This window comes from Streptomyces sp. NPDC045778 (assembly GCF_056431945.1).
The window spans coordinates 42,718-64,026 of sequence record NZ_JBWKJZ010000041.1; the positions used below are offsets into that span (position 1 = coordinate 42,718).

Consider the following 21,309-nt stretch of genomic DNA (forward strand, 5'->3'; position numbering starts at 1 on the left):
CCTCCGGCCGAGCCGGAACCCACGTGCGGCCCCGCCCCGTCCGCCGACCGGGTGGGGCCGCGCGCGCGGCGGCGCGGCATGGCGGGCCCCCGCGCGGGGCCTGCGTAACGTGGCCCGATGCACTCGACGCACCCGATGTCGAACAGACGTCCACGGTTCGTGACGTCGCTCGCCGCCGCGGCCCTGGCGCTCGCGGCCCCCGTCTCCGCCGCGGCCGCAGCGGCGGCCGCGCCCTCGCCGCCCCCGCCGCCCCTGCCGGGCCCGGCCGCCACCACGTACCTGTACGACTGCTCCCGCACCGACGGGCCGTGGGACTGCCTCGCCGACTGCGAGAGCAGCGGCCGATGGCACATCAACACCGGCAACAACTACTACGGGGGCTTGCAGTTCAAGCAGTCCACGTGGGAGGAGCACGGCGGGCTCGCCTACGCGCCGCGCGCGGACCTCGCCACCCGGGAGGAGCAGATCGCGGTCGCCCGAAAGGTGCTCCTCAACCAGGGCTGGCAGGCCTGGCCCGTCTGCTCCAAGAAGGTCAAGGAGGCCGACCTCGACCATCTGGCGCTGCTGCCCGCGGACCGCACGCACGTGGTCAGGCGCGGCGAGACCCTCAGCTCCCTCGCCCGGCGGTACCAGGTCGAGGGCGGCTGGCAGGCCCTCTACCAGGCCAACCGGCACATCGTCGGGCCGCGGCCCGACCGCCTCGCGATCGGCACGGTCCTCGTCATCCCGGAGGGGGCGCGGGGCTGACACCGGCGCCCGGTCGTCGCTCCAGCTCCGCCGGCTCGCCGCCGAACACCACCTCGCCGCGGCGCAGCTCGTACGCCACCGCCGCCCGGCCCGCGCGCCCGCGCAGACCGGGCGGCGGCCGTTGCTCGGCGACGACCACGCACGCCTCCAGGTCCCCCAGCAGCTCGTACGTACGGGACGCGACGGCCGGGGACATGCCCTGGGTCGGCTCGTCGGCGAGGATCACGCGCGCGCGGGAGAGCAGCGCGCGGGACAGGGCCAGCATGCGCTGCTCGCCGCCCGACAGGGTGCCCGCGCGGCGGTCCAGGAGCGGGCGCAGCTCCGGGTAGGCCGTAAGGGCGGGCGCGATGTCACCTCCGGCGTGGGCCAGGTCCAGGTTCTCGCGGACGGTGAGGCCGCCGAAGACGGCCTGCCGGTCCGGTACGAAGCACAGGCCCCGGCGGGCGCGCGCGTGCGCCGGGAGCCGGGTGACGTCCGTGCCGTCCCAGACGACGGCGCCCCCGGACAGCGGCACGGCCCCGGCGAGCGCCCGCAGCACGGTGGTGCGGCCCGAGCCGTTGCGGCCGAGCAGGACGGTCAGACCGGGCGCGGGCGCGGCGAGGCTCACGCCGTGCAGGGCCTCCAGGGGGCCGTAGCGCACGCGTGCGTCCCGCAGTTCGAGGGTGCCGGGGCGCGCGGCCGGGCTCATCGCGCCCCGCCGTGGAGCACCTCGTCCGCCGGGCCCGACGCGACGATCCGGCCCGCGGTCAGCACGTGCACGGTGTCGGCGAGGCCCGCGACCAGGTCCAGGTCGTGCTCGACCACGAGCAGCGCGGTGCCGTCGGCCGCGAGGGCGCGCAGGACGCGGGCGAGCGCGGCCACCTCGCCGGTGTCGAGGCCCGCGGCGGGCTCGTCCAGGAGCAGCACGTACGGGTCGCCCGCGAGCGCGCGGGCCAGCTCGACGCGGCGCAGGGTGCCCGTCGGCAGGCCGGCGGCCGGGTGGTCGCGCACGTCCGTCAGGCCGAACAGGCGCAGCGCCCGGTCGAGCGCCGCCGGGTCCCGGACCCGCCCCTGCTCGGCGCCCACCCGTACGTTCTCGGCCACCGTCAGCGTCGGGAAGACGGCCAGCTGCTGGAAGGTGCGCGCCACGCCCGCGCGGGTGCGGGCGTGCGCGGGGAGCCGGGTGAGGTCCCGCCCCCCGAGGGTCACCCGCCCGCGGTCGGGCCGCACCGTCCCGGCAAGACAGTGGAAGAGGCTGCTCTTGCCCGCCCCGTTGGGCCCTACGACAGCGGTCACCTGGCCGGGGACGACGCTGAGGGACACCCCACGCAGCACGGCGAAGCCGCCGTACGAGAGGAAGAGCCCGTCGGCGACGAGAGCTTCGCGGACCGCTGGTTCGGCTGTGGCGCGGCGAGGGAGTGTCGGCACGACGTCCTCGCTGTGCCCAGCACTTATCACCGGGGCCGCGGCGAGGGCAGGCCCCGGGGCGCCGGGGACGAGGGTGGCCCGCACCCGAGCGCCCAGCGGTGTGAGCCGGGGCCGCCGCCGAAGCCGCCGCGTAACCGCACGCAGTGCCTCGTACGGCCCCCCGGGAAAGCGGCCGATCAGTATCGCGAGCACCCCGACGACCGCCGCCGCCACCCCGCCCCGGGCCCCCGCGTCGAGCCCCACAAGGAGCGCCGCCGCGAGCAGCGCGCCGAGCAGGCTGTCCGCGCCGAGGACCACCACCGCCGCGAACCACAGCAGACCCCGCACCGGGTCGAAGGCCCCGGGGTCGAACGCCCGAAGGCCCATCCCGAGCATTCCGCCCCCCAGGGCGGCGAGCGCCGCGCCGGTCACGAACGCCGCGAGCTTCAGCGTGCGCACCGCGACCCCGGCCGCCGCCGCCCCCGCCTCGTGGTCCCGCATCGCCGCGAGCGCCCGGCCCGTGCGGCCCCGCCGCAGCGCCGCGACGAGGACGAGCGCGCCGCCGAGCAGCGCCAGTTCGAACAGGTAGTACGCGCGGTCACCGCTGAGGCCCGCGGGCCGCCCCAGGGTGAGGCCCGACGTCGCGTACGGCTGCGCGAACACGAAGCGGCTGACGCCGACGCCGACCGCGAGGGTCGCGAGGGCGAGGGCCAGGCCGTGCCGGCTGATGGCGGGCCAGCCCGTGAGCAGGCCGAGCGGCGCGACGAGCAGCACGGCGACCGCGAGGGCGGGCAGCGCGGGCAGCTCGGGAAACCCGGGGAAGCGGCCGCTGGTGAGCAGCGCGGTGAACAGCGCGCCCAGGCCCGCGTACGCCGCCTGGCCCAGGGAGATCTGGCCGCCCCTGCCGGTGACGACGACGAGGGAGAGCAGGATGACGCCGAGGGCGGGGACCTGCACGGACGTGGTGAGGTCCGAGCCCGCGAAGCCGAGCGGGAGCAGGAAGAGGACCACGGCCACTATCCAGGCGCCGGGCGGGGTGGGGACGCGGGCGGTGGCCGTGCGCGGCAGCGCGTCCCCGGTGCCGAGGCCGGGCAGGACGAGCGCGGCGATCAGCAGGGCCACCACGAAGAGGTTCGCGCCGACCGCCTGGAGCAGGGGTTCGCCCCAGCCGGACGGGTGCAGGCGCGTCAGCTGGCTCTGCGCGACGCCGATGCCGAGCGCCACCACGACCGCCACCGGAAGGTTCCGCATCCGGGCCGCCACGGCGACGGCCATCACCTCCATGACGAGCAGGGGCATCCCGTACGGGTCGAGGCGGACGTAGGGGGCGAGGAGCACGCCGGTCAGGCCCGCCGTGAAGGCGCCGAAGGCCCAGCCCGCCGCGGCGACCCGGTCCGCGTCGATCCCGGCGAGCACCGCGAGGCGGCGGTCGTCGACCACCGCGCGCAGCTCCGCGCCGAAGCGGGTGAAGCGGGTGAGGGCCCACACGGCGAGCGCCAGCGCCACGGCCACCGCGAGCTGGCCCCAGGGGTCGGCGGAGACGAGGGTCGGCGCGTCCGCCCGCGCGCCCTGGCCCCAGACCAGCGCCGCCCCGCCGATCAGCAGGATGAAGACGCCGATCGAGGCCACCAGGGTCTGCGCCGGTTCGCCGCCGAGGACGGCGAGCGGACGGAAGACGGCGCGTTCGAGGACCAGGCCGATGGCGGGGGCCACCACCAGGAGCGTCACCGCGGCGGCGAGCGGGAGGGGCACGCCCCACTCGACGGTGAGCTGGCGCAGCAGATAGGCGCAGACCATCGCGATCGCGCCGTGCGCGAAGTTCAGCACGCCGGTCGCGCGGTGGGTCACGACGAGGCCGATGCCGGTGAGGGCTGCCGCGCTGCCGATGGAGAGCCCGGCCAGGGTGAGGTCGTAGCTCAGGGAGGCCACCGGGTCAGTCCCTGGGGGACTCTTGGGGCCGGGGGCCCGGCGGTGCGCAGATCGGGCAGGGGGTCAACCCGCCGGCTGCCGGGTCCGCCGCGTCCACGGCGGCCGCCTCCGGCTTGCCCGCGACCAGCGGGCAGTCCGCGCGGTGCCACAGCGTGCCGTCGGGCACGGCGCGCAGCTCGTCGCTCGTGGCCAGCGGCGCCGTCGCCCGTTCGGCCCCCGCGACCGCCGGGTCCTGGCTCTCGACGGACACGAGCAGGCCGTACAGCTCCTCGACGCGGGCCGCCGCGAGCGCGCCCCTGCCGTGCGCGAGGAGCACCGCCCCCGCGACGATCAGCGCGGCGCCCGGCACCGTGCAGGACGCGAGGTAGGGCAGCTGTCGCTCGGCGAAGCGCTCGCCGGAGATCCCGTACCAGCCGATGACGCACAGGACCGCGCCGGTCGCGAGCGCGGCGAAGGCCGCCCACAGCATGGGGTGCACCGCTCGCAGGCGGGCCGCGCGCGAGGCGGCGGGAGATGTCATCGAGGCCCCCCTGGGAGACAGCGAAGGGTCTGACAGGTGCTCAACAGGTGCCTGGTGGGTCTGTTCATGGAAGCCGATGGCTTGCACTATGCCTTCTGGAAGCTGACCCTGAAAGCACCGGGCGCTCTTCGCCCGGACCGACATCCGGTGGTGAGCCAGATGGTTCTCTGGACAAGCCCCAGGCGGGGGAGCGGCCTTCGGCGGGGGCGGGTGCGGAGCCCGGTCCTCGCGGCCGCCGCTGCCTTGCTGTTCGTCCCGGCTGCCGCGGCCTGCGGGGACGACAGCGGTGACGAGGGCGGCAGCCCCCCGCCGCAGCCCTCCGTGGAGAAGACGAGCAAGGCCGGTGACGCCGCCGGGCCCGCCGACGCGAAGGCAGCCGAGAAGGAGGTCCGCGCGAACTGGGAGAAGTTCTTCGACCCGGCGGTGTCCCTCAGGGACAAGGAGGCCGTCCTGGAGAACGGCGCCGAGATGCGTCAGGTCCTGCGGAGCTTCAGCGGGGACGAGCGCGGCAAGCAGGTGCGGGCGCGCGTCGCGAAGGTGGAGTTCACGTCGGCGAAGGACGCCGACGTGACGTACGCGCTGACCCTGAAGGGCGCGACCGCGCTGCCGAGCGCGAGCGGCACCGCCGTCAACCAGGACGACACCTGGAAGGTGTCCGTCAAGACGCTGTGCGCGCTCGTGAAGCTGAGCGGCAACAAGTCGCCCGGACCGGGCTGCTGAGACTTGGGCCGCCGACGGGCCCTCGTGGCCGTGCTCGCCGCGGCGGTGCTCCTGGGGAGCGCCGCCTGCGGCAGCCGGCTGCCAAAGAGCGACTTCGAGCGGCGCCCGACGTCGGGCGCCGCCACCACCCAGCCCCTGCGGGTCGGCGTCGTCACCAGCGCCACCAGCCCGGTGGGCGGCTCCGCCTTCACCGGGCCACGGGACGGCGCCAAGGCCTACTTCGAGCGGCTCAACGACCGCGGCGGGGTCGCGGGGCGCGAGGTCGAGGTGCACACCTGCGACGACGGCGGCAGCGGGGTCGGCAACAACGAGTGCGTGCACAAGCTGCTCGACGAGCAGAAGGTCGTCGCCCTGGTGGCCACCACCGTCCTGGACTACGCGGGCGCGCCCCGCGTGTCCAAGGCGGGCGTGCCCGACATCGGCGGCCAGCCGATCGGTTCCGCGTACGACACCTACGCGCACCTGTACGGCGTCTACGGCAGCCTCGCGCCGCGCGAGGGCGAGGTGGGCTGGGGCGGCGAGCTGTACGGCGGCACCGAGGTGTACCGCTACTTCAAGCGCGAGCAGGGCGCCCGCACGGCCGCGGTGGTCTCCTACAACCAGGCCGCGTCGGCGGCGTACGCGCGCCTGGTGAAGCGCGGCCTGGAGCGGGAGGGCTACAAGGTCGTCACCGAGCAGGTCGACTTCGCGCTGCCGAACTTCCGTGCCGCCGCGGCCGACCTCAAGGACCAGGGCGCCGATCTGGTCTTCGACGCGATGGACACGCACGGCAACGCGCGCCTGTGCGAGGCGATGGACGACGTGGGCGCGAAGGTCACCGCGAAGGTCACGAACGTACAGAACTGGTCAGCCTCCGTCGCCGAGGACTACAAGGACGCGCCGCGCTGCCGCAACGCCCTGTGGGCCACCGGTTCCAGCCGCAATTACGAGGACACCGGGCACCCGGCCGTACGGGAGTTCCGCGAGGGCATGAAGAGGGCGGGCAAGGGGCCCGGGGCCCTCTCCCAGTGGCAGCTGGAGGGCTGGGCGGCGGCCATGTGGTTCACGGACGCGGCCCGCTCCTGCGCGGCCTCCGGCGAGGACGTGACCCGTGCCTGCGTGGACCGCTTCATGAGCCGGGGCGAGCCGTACGACGCCGGCGGCCTGCTCCTTCCGGTGACGTACGAGCGGCGGGCCGAGCCGCCGCGGACGCGCCGGACGTGCCTGTCCGTGGCCCGCTGGAAGGACGATGAGGGCTGGGTCACACAGGGCGACATGAACACCGACTGCTTCGACGTACCGCAGCTCTCCTACCAGCCATGACTGGTGTACCACTCACGGAGTTCCCCGTTCCGGATTGCTATCGCGCATCCGTTGGGGAACAAGGCGGGATATCGACCCAACCCTTGGCCTGAGATTCCCGTCTAACCCTTCGGTAGGCGGACGAGACGTACTGTCCATGGGTAAACGCGGAATACGGGTACGCATGCATATCTCTTTCCTGATTCACAACGCGTACGGGATCGGAGGGACGATCCGGACCACGTACAACCTGGCGAACACGCTCGCGGAGCAGCACGACGTGGAGATCGTCTCGGTGCTGCGCCACCGTGACGAGCCGGTCTTCGCGCCGGACCCGCGGATCAGGCTCAGCCACCTCGTCGACATCAGGAAGGGCAGCCCCGGATACGAGGGGGACAGCGCGGCCCACTCCACCCCGGCCAAGGTCTTCCCCAGCGCCGAGGGCCGCTACGCGCAGTACAGCGCCCTCACCGACGAGCGCATCGCGGCCCACCTCAAGGCCCTGCGGTCCGACGTCGTCATCGGCACCCGGCCGGGCCTGAACGTGCACGTCGCCCGGCAGACCCGGCGCGGCGTGCTGCGCGTCGGCCAGGAGCACCTCACGCTCGACAGCCACTCCGCCGAGCTGCGGCTCCAGCTGCGCAGCGTCTACCCCCGCCTCGACGTGCTCACCACCACGACCGAGGCCGACGCACGCGCCTACCGCAAGCGGATGCGGCTGCCCGGCGTCCACGTCCAGGCCGTGCCGAACCCGGTGCCCGCGCCCGGCATCGAGCCCGCCGACGGCTCCCACAAGTGGGTCGTCGCCGCCGGCAGGCTCGCCCCCGTCAAGCGGTACGACCTGCTGATACGCGCCTTCGACAAGGTGCGCAGGGAGCGCCCCGACTGGCGCCTCAGGATCTACGGCGGCGGCCGGCAGAAGGAGAAGCTGCGCCACCTGATCGACGACCTCGGCCTGTACAACCACGTCTTCCTCATGGGCCCCGCCCACCCCATCGAGCCCGAGTGGGCCAAGGGCTCCATCGCGGCCGTCAGCTCCAGCCTGGAGTCCTTCGGCATGACCATCGTCGAGGCCATGCGCTGCGGCCTCCCGGTCGTCTCCACCGACTGCCCGCACGGCCCCGGCGAGATCATCGAGAACGGCGTCGACGGCCGGCTCGTCGAGGTCGGCAACGCCGACGCCATGGCGGGCGGCCTGCTCGAACTCATCAACGACGACGCGCTGCGCCACCGCATGGCGGACGCCGCGCTCGAGGACTCCGAACGCTTCGACCCGGCCCGCATCGCCGAGCGCTACGAGGTGATGTTCCACGGCATGCTCCAGCGCGGCGGCTCGCTGGGCGGCCGGGTGCGCGGCACGATGCACCGCGCCAGGGGAGCGCTGCTCGGCGGCGCGTACGCCGTTCGGGACGCCGGAAGAACCGCACCGACGAAGGGGCGCTTGGCATGACGGCCGTGTCCACCCGGGACACCATCGGATCCAGTGGCGACGCGAGAGAGGCCGGGCAGGGGCCCGAACAGGCACCCCCGCCCCGGGCGGACTGCATCGCCGACTCCGCGGGCGGTCTCACCTTCGACGTCACCGACCCCGGAGAGACGGGCGCCGCGCATCTGCTGCTGCGCCTCAGGGACTCCGACCCCGTCGCCGAGGTGCGGCTTCCGCTCACCCCCGCGGGCGACGGGCGGCTGCGCGCCGCGCTGCCCAGCAGCGTCGAACTCGCCGAGGGCCGCTGGAACGCGTACGCCCTCGTGGACGGCGGGGAGCCGCGCCGGCTCATGCCCGGCGTGAACGACCTGCGCTCGCTCGTCGACCGCGCGCCGAGCGGCAGCCGCGGCCACGTATCCGTGCGCATCCCGTACGCCACCAAGCAGGGCAACCTCTCGGTGCGCGCCTGGGTGCGGGCGCCGCACGCGGAGGCCGGCGAGCTGCGCATCGCCGACGCCGCGCTCACGGCGCACGGCCGCGTGTACGGCACGGACCTCGCCCCGCACGCCCGCGTCGAGGCGGTGTTCCGCAAGGACCCCGAGCGGGTCGTGCGCGCCGGCGTCACGGCGGAGGGGCCGGAGTTCGACGTCACGCTGCGCTACGCCGACCTCGCCGACGGGCACGGGCCGTGGGACCTGTGGCTGCTGCCGCGGGGCGACGAGGGGCCGCGCGTGCGCCTGGCCCGGCTGCTCGACGACGTCGCGGACAAGAAGCCGATCTTCACCTACCCGCTGACGGCCCTCGAAGGTCCCGAGGGGCCCGTCGAGGCCGGCCCGTACTACACCAACGACAACGACCTGGCCGTACGCGTACGGGCAGCCGGGGCCTGAGGACGCGCCATCGCGGACCGTAGTTGTCCGCGAGAGGCGGCAGAATCGGCCGCATGTTGGAGACTTCCGCACGACTGCTCCGCCTGCTCTCGCTGCTCCAGGCCCACCGGGAATGGTCGGGCGCGGACCTCGCCGAGCGCCTCGGCGTGACCCCGCGCACGATCCGCAGGGACGTGGACCGGCTGCGCGAACTCGGCTACCCCGTGAACGCGAGCCCCGGCACCGGCGGCGGCTACCAGCTGGGCGCGGGGGCCCAGCTGCCCCCGCTGCTGCTCGACGACGACGAGGCGGTCGCCGTCGCCGTGGGCCTGCGCACCGCCGCGGGGCAGGGCATCGAGGGCATCGGCGAGAGTTCGGTGCGGGCCCTCGGCAAGCTCGAACAGGTCCTGCCGGGCAGGCTGCGGCAGCGGGTCGGCGCCCTGAACGCGTTCACGGTGCCGATGCTGCACACCCCCCGGCAGCAGGCCGTGGACGCCTCCGTGCTCACCGAACTGGCCGCCGTCTGCCGGGACTCCGAACGCCTGCGCTTCGACTACCTGGACCACGGCGGCAGTTCGAGCCGCCGCACCGTCGAGCCGCACCGCCTGGTGTGCACCGAGCGCCGCTGGTACCTCGTCGCCTGGGACCTCGACCGCCAGGACTGGCGCACCTTCCGCGTGGACCGCGTCGTGCCCCGGCCGCCGCACGGCCCGCGCTGCGCGCCCCGCACCCCGCCCGCCGACGACCTCGCCGCGTACGTCTCCCGAGGCGTGTCGACGCGGGTCTACGCCGAACAGTCCACGATCCGCCTCCTGGTGTCCCTCGAGGAGGCCTCACAGCGGGTGAAGCCGCTGGACGGCACCCTGGAGGCGGAGACCGAGCGCACCTGTCTGCTGCGCACGGGCGCGGCGAGCCTGGAGTTCCTGGTCTTCCACGTGATGTTCCTGGGCTTCGAGTTCGAGGTGGTCGAGCCCGTGGAGGTACTCGACCGGATCCGCTCCCTGAGGGACGTGCTCAGCCGGGCCCTGGACCGGGGTGCCGCGTCTGGTCGTCCGGAGCCCGGAACGCCGCGTACTCCGGATGGTGCAGATCGAACGCAGGGGACTCCGAGCGGATCCGGGGCAGCGTGACGAAGTTGTGCCGGGGCGGCGGGCAGGAGGTCGCCCACTCCAGGGAGCGGCCGAAGCCCCAGGGGTCGTCGACCTCCACCTTCTCGCCGTACTTGGCCGTCTTCCAGAGGTTGTAGAGGAACGGCAGCGTGGAGATGCCGAGCAGGAAGGCGCCGATGGACGAGATGGTGTTGAGCACCGTGAAGCCGTCCGCGTCCAGGTAGTCCGCGTACCGCCGGGGCATGCCCTCCGCGCCCAGCCAGTGCTGCACGAGGAAGGTGGTGTGGAAGCCCACGAAGAGCGTCCAGAAGTGCATCTTGCCCAGGCGTTCGTCGAGCATCTTGCCGGTGAGCTTCGGCCACCAGAAGTAGAAGCCGCCGAAGGTCGCGAAGACGACCGTGCCGAACACCACGTAGTGGAAGTGCGCCACGACGAAGTACGAGTCGGTGACGTGGAAGTCCAGCGGCGGCGAGGCGAGCAGGACCCCCGTCAGGCCGCCGAACAGGAACGACACCAGGAAGCCCACCGACCACAGCATGGGCGTCTCGAAGGACAGCGAGCCCTTGAGCATCGTGCCGGTCCAGTTGAAGAACTTCACCCCGGTGGGCACCGCGATCAGGAACGACACGAACGAGAAGAAGGGCAGGAGCACCGCGCCCGTGGCGAACATGTGGTGCGCCCACACGACCACCGACAGACCGGTGATCGCCATCGTCGCGCCGACGAGCGGCAGATAGCCGAAGATCGGCTTCCGGCTGAACACCGGGATGATCTCCGTGATGATGCCGAAGAACGGCAGCGCGATGATGTAGACCTCCGGATGCCCGAAGAACCAGAAGAGGTGCTGCCACAGCAGCGCACCTCCGAACTGGGCGTCGAAGACCACGGAGTGGAAGCGCCGGTCCGCCTCCAGGACGAGCAGGGCGGCCGCGAGGACCGGGAACGCGATCAGCACCAGGACGGACGTGAACAGCACGTTCCAGGTGAAGATGGGCAGCCGGAACATCGTCATCCCCGGGGCCCGCATCCCGATGATGGTGGTCAGGAAGTTCACCGAGCCGAGGATCGTGCCGAAGCCGGAGAGCGCGAGCCCCATGATCCACAGGTCGGCGCCGATGCCGGGCGACCGCTCCAGGCTGTTCAGGGGCGCGTAGGCGAACCAGCCGAAGGCCGCGGGGCCGCTCGGCACGAGCAGCGAGCCGAGCACCATCAGACCGCCGAAGAGGAACAGCCAGTACGAGAGCATGTTCAGGCGCGGGAACGCCACGTCGGGCGAGCCGATCTGGAGCGGCATGATCTCGTTGGCGAAGCCCGCGAACGTCGGCGTCGCGAACAGCAGCAGCATGATCGTGCCGTGCATCGTGAAGAGCTGGTTGAACTCCTCGTTGGTCATCATCTGGAGCCCGGGACGGGCCAGCTCGGCCCGCATCATGAGCGCCATCACGCCGGCGATCAGGAAGAAGACGAACGACGTGATCAGATAGAGGTGGCCGATCTTCTTGTGGTCGGTGGTGGTCAGCCAGTCGACGACGATCCCGCCCCGTGCCCGCCGTCGCGCAGGGCGCTCCGCCGCCGCCCGCACCGTCTCCGTCCCCATCGCCTGCCCCTTCGCCGTCGCGTCCTGGGCTGCCCGAAGCACAGGCCATGATGCTCGCGTGTCCCGAACTTCAACAGGGGGCGACAGGGGGCGTACGGCACTCCGACGCCGGGGCGCGCTCCGGCGCGCGGGCGCGGCGGCGGACGCGGGAAAGGGGGGCGGACGGTCGCGAGCGGGAGAGGAACCATGAATTCCCCGCGCTCCTACACCTTCCGCGCGGCGCCCGGGAATCCGGAATGCGGAGGATCCGTAGAGGGTTTCCGGAGGTATTCGCCGAAGGTTTCGGACGCTACTCGGCCGGGGCCCGCGGGGGTTTTCCGACGGGGTCTCAAGAGGGCTGCGAGAGCTTCGGAGTTCGGCCGGAATTCCGCCGTCGCGAGGGCGGAACCGCTCGTACGTGTGACGCGCTCAGGGCGAAACGCGCGTGGTGATCCTGTGACAAAAGCGTGACCGGAGGGGGACCCGTGACGCATGGTGCGGCGCTCCGGCCTTCCCCCGCGGGAATCGGCCGCCTAACGTGGCGGACATGGCACCCAACCCGACCCCGCCCGCCGAGCCCCAGGACGCCCCGGACTCCTACGTCGGCCTCGACGCCGCCGAAGCCGAGAGCCGGGCGCGCGCCCGCGGGTGGTCCACCGTCAGGTCGCTGCCGCCGGGCACGTTCATCACCATGGAGTACCTCGCGGGGCGGCTGAACTTCGAGGTCGAGGACGGCCGGGTGAAGCGCTGCTGGAAGGGCTGAGCCCGGCGTCCCGCACGCGGGCCGTCCCGTACGTCGTCGCGTACGAAGGCCCCGGCTCCTTCGCGGAGCCGGGGCCTTCGTGGCGCGGGAGTCAGCTGTGCGTACCGTTCCCGCGGTCTGTGGGGTGGGTCAGGCGCCTGGGACGGGCCGGGCCGACGCGCCCCGCACCCGCTCCGGGTGCGGCGGGCGGCGGGGGCCCGCAGGGGTGACCGGGGCGCGCTCGCAGCGGGCCGTGTGCGGGCCGGGTGCGAGGTAGGCCGGGGTGCGGCCGCGGCCCGCCGCGACGGGCTCACGCACCGGCGGCTGCTCGCCGGAGCCGGAGCCCGAGGGGGAGCCCGAGCCGGAGACGGCGCCGGCAGACGTCCGCTGCGGCACGAGCGCGGGCGCGGGGACGACGGCGACCGGGGTCCGGGCCCGGAACCGGTGCCAGAGGCCGAGCGCGAACGGCTCGACCCGGGCGATGAGCGGCTCGAACCAGGGCAGCGCGAGCAGGATGAGCAGGCCCGCGGCCCAGCCGAGGAAGACGTCGCTCAGCCAGTGCGTACCCAGGTAGACGGTGGTGAGGCCGACGCTCAGGGAGACCACGGCGGACAGCGCCGACAGATAGCGGCGGGTCACCGGGGTCGAGGCCAGATAGGCGAGGATTCCCCAGGTCACGACGGCGTTGGCGGTGTGGCCCGAAGGGAATATATCGCCGCCCTGACCCATCTCGTTCGAGCCGATCACGGTGGCGTAGTGCGGGCCGAGGCGGCCCATGCCGATCTTGGCCGCGCCCACCGTGGCGTTCAGGAGCAGCAGTGCCGTGCCGAACATCAGGAGCGGGCGGAGCGTGTGCTGCCGCCAGGAGCGCCAGCCCAGCCAGGCGGCGACCATCACGGCGGTGGGGCCGCGCTGGCCGAGCACGACCCAGTAGTCGAGGAAGCCGTGGATCTCGGGCCACTGCTGGTACGGCCGGAAGAACATGACCTGCCAGTCGAACCGCACGAGCCAGGAGGTGACCAGGACGGCGACCACGATGGCGAGGTAGAACGCGAGGGTCGCGCTGAAGAGCACGACTCTGTGCCGGCTCATCCTCGGCACATCGAGGTGAACCGGCCGTTCCGGCTCACGGTCAAGACGGGCGAAGAGCCGGTCCAGACGGGTCAGGTTTCGTTCGGTACGCACCCAATCGACGTTACAGCGAGTGAGCGCCGTTCCCGGTCGAATCGGTGGGGTTGTGATGACGATGTGATGTGGCATTGCTCTCAGGCCTCGGCGTATTCCCGCCGGAATGCCTTTTCAATCCGGGCCCTTTTGCTCAATTCGTTGATCGCGGCCCGCCGGATTTCAGGGCGCTTATGAATTCGTTCACCAGGATCTGGTGTGGAATTCTCCGTGCGCTCACCGGGCGGCCCGCGGGGCGGCCCCGGATAAATGATCTTGGCGTGATCAGGGTGGCCCCGACCCGTTCAGCCAGAACGCCCCGTACACCGCACCGGCCACCGCCACACCACCGATGACCAGCGCCGATCTGGAAGTCCGCAGCCGCGCGAGCGCCACCGCGACGGGCAGCAGAAGGGGGAAGGCGGGCATCAGGAGGCGCGGTTTGGAGCCGAAATAGCCCGCGGCACACAGGGCGAGCACCAGGACGACCCCGGTGTAGACGAGCAGCGGCAGCGGCTGGCGCTGCCGCACCCCGGCGACGTACAGGCGGATCAGCAGCGCGACGCCCACGATCAGGCCGAGCCCGGCGAGCGCGCCCGGCGCGGAGGTGAACTTCTCGCCGATGAACCGGGCGAAGGCGTACCCGCCGTCGAAGCCGTTGCCCCACCCCTCCTGCACGTCGAGGTAGCCGAGGAGGCCGCCGCCCGTGCGGTGCCCCACCCACAGCACGTACGCGGCCGCCCCGAGCGGGGCGAGCAGCACGCCGAGCACGAGGCGCGCGTCGGCCCGTCCCCGGCGGCGCGCCTCGACGACGGCCGCCGCCCACAGCGCCAGGACCACGGCCCCGCCCACCGGCCGGGTGAGCCCGGCGAGCGAGGCGAGGAGCCCCGCCGTCACCCAGCGCCCGGTGAGCACCGCGTACAGCGACCAGGCGGCGAGCGCCGTGAACAGCGACTCGCTGTACGCCATGGACTGCACGATGCCGACCGGCAGCACCGCCCACAGCGCCACGGCGCACACACCCGCCCGGCGCCCGTACACATGGTCCGCGACGGCGAAGATGCCGCCCGCCGCGCACAGCGAGGCGACCGCGCTCACCACCAGGCCCGCGTCCGCGTGGTCCACCGGGCCGACCGCCGCCACAAGGCGTTCCAGCCACGGGAGCAGCGGGAAGAAAGCGAGGTTGGAGTGCACGCTGCCGTCCGGCAGGGTCACCTCCCAGCCGTAGCCGTGCTCGGCCACGCGCACGTACCAGAGGGAGTCCCAGCGGGCGGACAGCAGCGTGTGCGGGCTCTTGCCGGTGCCCGCCGACCACGCGGCGAGCACCGCGAGTCCCAGGGCGCGTACCCCCGCGTACACGAGCAGCGCGACCGCTGCCGCGCGGCGCCTTGGGACGGCGCTCTCCGAGGGGGGTTTTTCAAGATCGGTCACCGGGCGATTATCCCCGTCCACCTGGGGTGTCCCGGAGCCGCGCCCCAGGGCCTGTGGCGCATGCCACATCCCCCCGGGGCAACCGTGAGAGGTCCGCCACGCGCGGCGCGCGCGGACTCGCGTACGCTGACGGCCACTCGCTGTTCACAGCCGCTACAGCCGGACGACCCGATCCCGTCGGGTCCCACCTGGATCCCGCTGGGCCGCCTTTCGCGAGGTATCACTGGGAGGTACGCACATGTCCGGGACGACCACGGCCGCCGCTCCATCCGGCCGTCGGCCCCCCGGCGCGGGCGCCAACCGCTGGGTCGTGCTCGTCGTCCTCTGCGTCAGCCTGCTGCTCGTCGCCGTCGACGCCACCGTCCTGCACGTCGCCGTGCCCGCCGTCACCGAGGACCTGAAGCCCGGCGGCATCGAGCTGCTGTGGATCGTGGACATCTATCCGCTGGTCTGCGCCTCGCTGCTCATCCTGTTCGGCACGCTCGGCGACCGGGTCGGGCGCAGACGCGTGCTGCTGCTCGGCTACGGCCTGTTCGGCGTGGCCTCGGCGGTCGCGGCGCTCGCGGACACCGCGCAGGTGCTCATCGTCGCCCGGGCGCTGCTCGGCGTCGGCGGCGCCATGATCATGCCCGCGACGCTCTCGATCCTGCGCCAGGTCTTCCCCGACCGGCGCGAGCGGGCGCTCGCCATCGGCATCTGGAGCGCGGTGGCCGCCGTGGGCGCGGCCGTCGGACCGCTGCTCGGCGGCTTTCTGCTCGAACACTTCTGGTGGGGCTCGGTCTTTCTCATCAACATCCCGCTGATGCTCGTCAGCCTGCCCGTCGGCCGCTGGCTGCTGCCCGAGTCCACCGGTGAGCGCGACGGACCGTGGGACGTCGTCGGCGCGCTGATGGCGGCGGGCGGGCTCTTCTGCCTCGTCCTCGGCGTCAAGCGGCTCGGCGGCGGCGAGTCGCCGCTCGGCTCGACGACGCTGCTGGCCCTCGCCGTCGGCTCAGGACTCCTCGTCGCCTTCGTCCGCAGACAGCGGCGGCGCACGCATCCGCTCGTGGACCTCGCGATGTTCACGCGGCCCGCGTTCAGCACGTCGGTCGGGTGCATCGTGCTCGCGATGCTCGCCCTCGTCGGCCTGGAGCTGATCGCCGCCCAGTACCTGCAACTGGTGCTCGGCCTGTCCCCGCTGGAGACCGGCCTGCGGCTCCTGCCGCTCACCATCGCCGCCATGGCCGCGGGTCTCGCGGGCTCCCGGATGCTCCAGCGCTTCGGGCCGCGCCGCATGGTCGCCTGCGGCTTCGGCCTCACCGCGCTCGCCGTGGTCGCGCTGACCGGCATGGGCGGCGAGGACAACGCGCCGCTGCTGCTCACCGGCTTCGTGCTGCTCGGCTTCGGCCTGGAGACCACGCTCTTCGGGGCGTACGAGTCCATGCTCAGCGAGGCGCCGCAGACCCAGGCCGGCGGCGCCGCGGCCATCGGCGAGACCTCCTACCAACTGGGCGCGGGCATCGGCATCGCCCTCCTCGGCAGCGTCATGAACGCGGCGTACGCGCCCGGCCTCTCCTCCGTGCGGGGCGTCCCGGCGGCGGACAGCACGGCGGCCGGGCACTCCCTCGGCGAGGCCTACGAGGTCGCCGACCGGCTCGGCGGCGGACAGGGCGAGGCCCTGCGGGCCGCGGCCCGCGACTCCTTCGTCCACGGTCTGCACGTGACCCTCCTGGTCAGCGCGGGGCTGCTGCTGCTCGGCGCCCTCGCGGCACTGCGGCTGCCGCGCCGCATGGACTGCGGCGGCCCTGCCGGGCAGGGCGAACCGGAGATGCCGGTGGCCCGTGACGGGGCGGGCGTCCCCGTGGAATCCCTGCGCTGAGCCGGCGGCCCGCGGGAGGGCCGGTCGCTCTGGACGCGGGGGAGCGCGCGTCGTAGCGTCAGCCGGGCCGTATGTGACTACCAGCGCTAGTTAAGAACGCTCCGCCGGAGGCCCCGCATGTCGTCCGCAAGCAGCCGCACCCGCCCGCCCTTCGACCCCGCCGACCCCCTCGGCGTCGACGACCTCCTGGAGCCGGAGGACCTGGCCGTCCGCGACACCGTCCGGTCCTGGGCGGCCGACCGCGTGCTCCCGCACATCGCCGAGTGGTACGAGAGCGGCGAGCTGCCCCAGGTGCGGGAACTCGCCCGCGAGCTGGGCTCGATCGGGGCGCTCGGCATGTCGCTCACGGGCTACGGCTGCGCGGGCGCGAGCGCCGTGCAGTACGGGCTCGCCTGTCTGGAGCTGGAGGCGGCCGACTCCGGCATCCGCTCGCTCGTCTCGGTGCAGGGCTCGCTCGCCATGTACGCGATCTGGAAGTTCGGCTCCGACGAGCAGAAGCAGCGATGGCTGCCGGGCATGGCTGCGGGCGAGATCATCGGCTGCTTCGGGCTCACCGAGCCCGACCACGGCTCCGACCCGGCGTCGATGCGGACGTACGCGAAGAAGGACGGCACCGACTGGGTCCTCACCGGCCGCAAGATGTGGATCACCAACGGCTCGGTCGCGGGCGTGGCCGTGGTCTGGGCGCGGACCGACGACGGGATCCGCGGCTTCGCGGTGCCCACCGACGCCCCCGGGTTCTCCGCTCCGGAGATCAAGCACAAGTGGTCGCTGCGCGCCAGCGTCACCAGCGAGCTGGTCCTGGACGAGGTGCGGCTGCCCGCCGACGCGGTGCTGCCCGGCGCCACCGGTCTGGGGGGACCGCTGAGCTGCCTGACGCACGCGCGCTACGGCATCGTGTGGGGCGCGATGGGCGCGGCCCGCGCCAGCTTCGAGTCCGCCCTGGAGTACGCCAAGACCCGGGAGCAGTTCGGCAGGCCCATCGGCGGCTTCCAGCTCACCCAGGCCAAGCTCGCCGACATGGCGGTCGAACTGCACAAGGGGATCCTGCTCGCGCACCACATCGGGCGGCGCATGGACGCCGGGACCCTGCGCCCCGAGCAGGTCAGCTTCGGCAAGCTCAACAACGTACGGGAGGCGATCGAGATCTGCCGCACCGCGCGCACGATCCTCGGCGCCAACGGGATCTCCCTCGAATATCCCGTGATGCGGCACGCCACGAACCTCGAATCGGTGCTCACCTACGAGGGCACCGTCGAGATGCACCAGCTGGTGCTCGGCAAGGCACTCACCGGACTCGACGCCTTCCGGTGAGGCCCTGCCTCAGCTCTGGTTGAAGAAGCCGTCCGCGCGGCGGCCGGGGCCCTCGCCGTTGACGATCTCCGTGTGGGCCGGGGTCAGCAGGAAGACGCGGTGCGCCACCCGGTCGATGGACCCGCGCAGTCCGAAGATGAGCCCGGCCGCGAAGTCCACCACGCGCTTGGCGTCGGCGGGATCCATCGACGTGAGGTTCACGATGACCGGAACCCCGTCGCGGAACAGCTCGCCGATGCCCCGGGCGTCGCGGAAGCTGTCCGGCGTGACGGTGCCGATCCTGGCGCCCTTCTCCTCGGCCGCGTCCGACGCCACCTTCACGCGCGGGTCCGTGACCCAGGCGTCGGACTCGGGGCCATCGGCCCCGTCGTCTTCGTAGCCGTCGTAGTAACGCTCGTCGTTGTTGTCGTCGACGAGGCCAAGCCAGGCACTCGCCTTGCGCACCGATCCCATGGACGCCTCCTCTCGCTGCGGTCTGCTCGTGTTCCGCAACCCCTATCGTCGTCCATGATGCGGATGGTGCGCCAAGGGGATAGACGCCGCACGGGGGTTTCGTGACGGTACTGGTGCACAGTCAACAGGGCGACAGACGTGATTCTTCAAGGGGATTGCCGTGCCCGGCTGCTGACTGAGAGTGAAATATGATTTGTCGCGGCGTCCGGGTGACGCGCGGTGCGTCCGGGTGAACGGGCCGGTCGCTACGATGCCCGCGGGGAGTCCGTGCCGCGGCGCCGAGTTGCCGTTGACGGACCGTCAGTAGCCGCCCGATCACGCGTCGGACCGCTGGTGAACCACTGGCGGAGCGCGTGGGCGACACGTCGGGCGCACGGGGGAGCACACGGGGGGAAACGTCTTGTTCGGAATCGTCAGGCCCTGCGCCCACCGCCTCGGCGAAGGGCTCAAGACCCAGTGGATGGCGCACTTGTGCGGGCTCTGCCTCGCGCTGCGCGGTGACCACGGACAGTTCGCGCGCGTCGTGACCAACTACGACGGGCTCATCATCTCGGTCCTGACGGAGGCTCAGGCCGAGCGCACCACCGGTTGGCGGCGCACCGCGGGCCCCTGCCCGCTGCGCGGGATGCGCACCGCCTCCGTCGCCCGCGGCGAGGGCGCGCGGCTCGCCGCCGCCGTCTCGCTCGTGCTCGCGTCCGCGAAGGTGCGCGACCACGTCGTGGACGGCGACGGCCTGTTGGCCCGCAGGCCGGTGGCCGCCGCCGCGCGCCGGGTCGCCGGGCGCTGGGACCGGGCGGGCGCGCGCACCGGCGCCGACGTGGGCTTCGACACGGCCGTCCTCCTCGACGCCGTGGAGCGGCAGGAGGGCATCGAGGCCCTGGCGGGCCCCGGCACGTCCCTGCTGACCGTCACCGAGCCCACCGAGACGGCCACCGCGGCCGCCTTCGCGCACACCGCCGTCCTCGCGGGCCGCCCCGGCAACGCGGAGCCGCTCGCCGAGGCGGGGCGGCTCTTCGGCAGGCTCGCGCACCTGCTGGACGCCGTGGAGGACCGGCAGGCCGACGCCGCCGCGGGTGCCTGGAACCCGATCGAGGCCACCCGCACCACGGCCGCCGAGGCGCGCCGCTTCGCCGACGACGCCCTGCACGGCATCCGGCTCGCCCTCGCCGAGGTGGAGTTCACCGACGCGAAGCTCGCGCACTTCCTGCTCGTGCACGAGCTGGCCCGTTCGGTGGACCGGGCGTTCGGGACGGCGTCCTGCGGCCACGCCCCGCACGAGGCGCGGGGCGCGACCGGCCTCGACGTGACGGCGTACGACGGTTCGTACGGCGGCGGGAGCGGCCAAGGGCCCTACGGCGGCTCCGGCAGTGGCTCGCCGTACGGAGGCGGCGGCTCCCCCTACGGCGACGCGTACGGCGGCGGGCACGGCGGCTCGGCCGGCGGTGGCGGCCACGGCGGCGGGGGCTTCGGCCCCTGGTCCGGTGAGCCGAAGAAACCGCGCGGGTTCTGGGCGGGCTGCCTCGTCGCGACCGGCCTGTGCTGCACGTGCCGGCTGTGCTGCGCCGACGAGTACGAAGGGCCGTGGTCCCGGAAGAAGCGCAAGGGCGCCTGCCGGGACTGCGACTGCCCGTGCGAGTGCTGCGACTGCTGCGCGTGCGACTGCTAGCCACGGCCCCGCCCGCCGGGGTGACGCCGGGTCAGTCCTTGATCTCCGGCGGTGAGATCCGGGACGCGTCGATCGCCGACGCCCGGGTGCCCCACTTCTTCAGGATGCGGTCGTACGTCCCGTCCTCGATGAGCTGATTGACCGCCGCCTGGAACGCGGGCGCCAGCTTCGTGCCCTTCTTGAACGCGAAGCCCACGTCCAGGCGGCGGAACTCGCCGAGGAACTTCAGGCCCTCCTGCTGCTTCACCGCGTACCGCAGGCCGTTGATGGTGGACATCACCACGTCGCTGCGGCCCTGCCGCAGGGAGCCCCAGAGGGCGCCCTGCTCGGTGTACGTCTTGACGCTGTAGGGCTTCTCGCCCGCGTCGGCGCACACGTGCTTGTTGTCCTCCAGGGTCACCTCGAACGTGGTGCCCGCGCCGGTGGCCACGTCCAGGCCGCACAGCTGACGGAAGTCCGTGACCTTCTTGAGCTTGCTGTCGTCGCGGGCGGCGAAGCCCTGGCCGTCGTTGATGTAGGTGACGAAGTCGATCGTCCTGCGGCGCTCCTCCGTGACGCCGAAGTTGCCGGTCCCCAGGTCGTACTTGCCGCTGCCGAGGGCCGGCAGGATCGCCTCGAAACTCGCGGTCTCCCGCTTCAGGCGCAGGCCGAGGGTCTTGGCGACGGCGTCGGCGAAGTCGATGTCCTGGCCGACGACGGTCCTGCCGTCCTCCAGATAGGCGGAGCCCGGTGGGGTGCCGCCGACGCTGGTGGCGATTCTGAGGGTGCCGCGCTCGCGGACGCCGGCGGGCAGGAGACTCGCCGCCTTCGCGTTCTTCTTGACCGACGACACCACGTCCGTCGTCGGCAGCCGACCGCTCCCGCCCGCGGGCGCCGCGCCCGCCGCGGTGTCGGACGAGCCGCCGGAGCCGCACGCGGTGAGCGCGAGCGCGGCGGCGGTGATCAGGGCGAAGGCGGACAGGGACGTGCGGGACGTGCGCATGGCGTGAGGTTCTCCGGGGTCGGGGCGCGGGGACGGGACGAGTGAGCGAGGGGAGGGGTGTGGCCGCGTCCACGGACGCGTGTGAAGACGGGGGCGACCGCGCGCGGACGCGCGGGAGTTCGGGCAGGGCGGACGC

Annotated in this window: 18 protein-coding genes; 10 read left to right on the top strand and 8 right to left on the bottom strand. The window is 73.3% G+C overall.

The window, feature by feature from the left end; translation table 11 throughout:
- The first annotated feature begins 117 nt into the window (after positions 1 to 117).
- On the top strand, positions 118 to 747 hold the full coding sequence (locus AC07GB_RS34960; protein ID WP_478852690.1) for a transglycosylase family protein: 630 nt from the start codon (positions 118 to 120) through the stop codon (positions 745 to 747).
- On the opposite strand, the gene AC07GB_RS34965 is transcribed toward AC07GB_RS34960, so the two are convergent.
- The 3 genes from AC07GB_RS34965 to AC07GB_RS34975 are packed head-to-tail and all read right to left on the bottom strand — an operon-like array spanning position 722 to position 4,582.
- Entirely contained in the window at positions 722 to 1,435 is a 714-nt protein-coding gene (locus tag AC07GB_RS34965; protein ID WP_478852692.1) for an ABC transporter ATP-binding protein, read from the bottom strand. The genes AC07GB_RS34960 and AC07GB_RS34965 overlap by 26 nt on opposite strands.
- A complete protein-coding gene (locus AC07GB_RS34970; RefSeq protein ID WP_478852694.1) occupies positions 1,432 to 4,062 on the bottom strand; it encodes an ABC transporter permease subunit in 2,631 nt (876 codons plus the stop codon). Before AC07GB_RS34970 ends, AC07GB_RS34965 begins: the two co-directional genes overlap by 4 nt.
- A gap of 4 nt (positions 4,063 to 4,066) precedes the next feature.
- Positions 4,067 to 4,582: a hypothetical protein gene (locus tag AC07GB_RS34975; RefSeq protein WP_478852696.1), complete on the bottom strand. Its 516-nt coding sequence runs from the start codon at positions 4,580 to 4,582 to the stop codon at positions 4,067 to 4,069.
- Between the two features lie 159 nt (positions 4,583 to 4,741).
- On the opposite strand from AC07GB_RS34975, the gene AC07GB_RS34980 reads away from it, so the two are divergent.
- The 5 genes from AC07GB_RS34980 (at position 4,742) to AC07GB_RS35000 (ending at position 10,008) form a co-directional block, all read left to right on the top strand.
- A complete protein-coding gene (locus tag AC07GB_RS34980) occupies positions 4,742 to 5,302 on the top strand; it encodes an MTB12 C-terminal domain-containing protein (protein WP_478852698.1) in 561 nt (186 codons plus the stop codon).
- Positions 5,303 to 5,305: 3 nt separating this feature from the next.
- Positions 5,306 to 6,604: an ABC transporter substrate-binding protein gene (locus tag AC07GB_RS34985; RefSeq protein WP_478852700.1), complete on the top strand. Its 1,299-nt coding sequence runs from the start codon at positions 5,306 to 5,308 to the stop codon at positions 6,602 to 6,604.
- Between the two features lie 163 nt (positions 6,605 to 6,767).
- Positions 6,768 to 8,033, top strand: coding sequence for a glycosyltransferase family 4 protein (locus tag AC07GB_RS34990; RefSeq protein ID WP_478852702.1), 1,266 nt, complete (start codon positions 6,768 to 6,770; stop codon positions 8,031 to 8,033).
- Positions 8,030 to 8,899: a hypothetical protein gene (locus AC07GB_RS34995; RefSeq protein ID WP_478852704.1), complete on the top strand. Its 870-nt coding sequence runs from the start codon at positions 8,030 to 8,032 to the stop codon at positions 8,897 to 8,899. The genes AC07GB_RS34990 and AC07GB_RS34995 overlap by 4 nt, the downstream gene beginning before the upstream one ends.
- 53 nt (positions 8,900 to 8,952) lie before the next feature.
- Complete coding sequence (locus AC07GB_RS35000; protein WP_478852706.1) at positions 8,953 to 10,008, top strand: helix-turn-helix transcriptional regulator; 1,056 nt, start codon at positions 8,953 to 8,955, stop codon at positions 10,006 to 10,008.
- Here the strand turns inward: AC07GB_RS35000 and ctaD are convergent.
- The gene (ctaD, locus tag AC07GB_RS35005; protein ID WP_478852708.1) at positions 9,893 to 11,584 is read right to left on the bottom strand and encodes an aa3-type cytochrome oxidase subunit I; all 1,692 of its coding nucleotides are present in this window, start codon (positions 11,582 to 11,584) and stop codon (positions 9,893 to 9,895) included. The two genes, AC07GB_RS35000 and ctaD, sit on opposite strands and share 116 nt — an antisense overlap.
- A gap of 526 nt (positions 11,585 to 12,110) precedes the next feature.
- Between ctaD and AC07GB_RS35010 the strand changes: the two genes are divergently transcribed.
- Positions 12,111 to 12,326, top strand: coding sequence for an I78 family peptidase inhibitor (locus AC07GB_RS35010; RefSeq protein WP_478852710.1), 216 nt, complete (start codon positions 12,111 to 12,113; stop codon positions 12,324 to 12,326).
- Positions 12,327 to 12,455: 129 nt separating this feature from the next.
- Here the strand turns inward: AC07GB_RS35010 and AC07GB_RS35015 are convergent, their stop codons facing one another.
- Together AC07GB_RS35015 and AC07GB_RS35020 are read right to left on the bottom strand one after the other, a co-directional pair.
- Entirely contained in the window at positions 12,456 to 13,490 is a 1,035-nt protein-coding gene (locus AC07GB_RS35015) for a phosphatase PAP2 family protein (RefSeq protein ID WP_478852712.1), read from the bottom strand.
- 264 nt (positions 13,491 to 13,754) lie between these two features.
- Entirely contained in the window at positions 13,755 to 14,900 is a 1,146-nt protein-coding gene (locus AC07GB_RS35020) for a glycosyltransferase family 39 protein (RefSeq protein ID WP_478852713.1), read from the bottom strand.
- A 238-nt stretch (positions 14,901 to 15,138) separates the two neighbouring features.
- On the opposite strand from AC07GB_RS35020, the gene AC07GB_RS35025 reads away from it, so the two are divergent.
- Both AC07GB_RS35025 and AC07GB_RS35030 read left to right on the top strand, forming a co-directional pair.
- Positions 15,139 to 16,758 (top strand): MFS transporter, encoded by a 1,620-nt coding sequence (locus AC07GB_RS35025; protein WP_478852714.1) that lies wholly within the window; start codon positions 15,139 to 15,141, stop codon positions 16,756 to 16,758.
- Between the two features lie 117 nt (positions 16,759 to 16,875).
- Complete coding sequence (locus AC07GB_RS35030; RefSeq protein WP_478852716.1) at positions 16,876 to 18,072, top strand: acyl-CoA dehydrogenase family protein; 1,197 nt, start codon at positions 16,876 to 16,878, stop codon at positions 18,070 to 18,072.
- Positions 18,073 to 18,081: 9 nt separating this feature from the next.
- Here AC07GB_RS35030 and AC07GB_RS35035 read toward each other — a convergent pair whose 3' ends face one another.
- On the bottom strand, positions 18,082 to 18,525 hold the full coding sequence (locus AC07GB_RS35035; RefSeq protein WP_478852718.1) for a cell division protein SepF: 444 nt from the start codon (positions 18,523 to 18,525) through the stop codon (positions 18,082 to 18,084).
- A gap of 400 nt (positions 18,526 to 18,925) precedes the next feature.
- On the opposite strand from AC07GB_RS35035, the gene AC07GB_RS35040 reads away from it, so the two are divergent.
- Positions 18,926 to 20,191 carry a DUF5685 family protein gene (locus AC07GB_RS35040; protein ID WP_478852720.1) on the top strand — a complete coding sequence of 422 codons (1,266 nt, stop codon included), beginning with the start codon at positions 18,926 to 18,928 and terminating at the stop codon, positions 20,189 to 20,191.
- Positions 20,192 to 20,222: 31 nt separating this feature from the next.
- On the opposite strand, the gene AC07GB_RS35045 is transcribed toward AC07GB_RS35040, so the two are convergent.
- A complete protein-coding gene (locus AC07GB_RS35045; protein ID WP_478852722.1) occupies positions 20,223 to 21,173 on the bottom strand; it encodes an ABC transporter substrate-binding protein in 951 nt (316 codons plus the stop codon).
- Positions 21,174 to 21,309 lie beyond the last annotated feature (136 nt).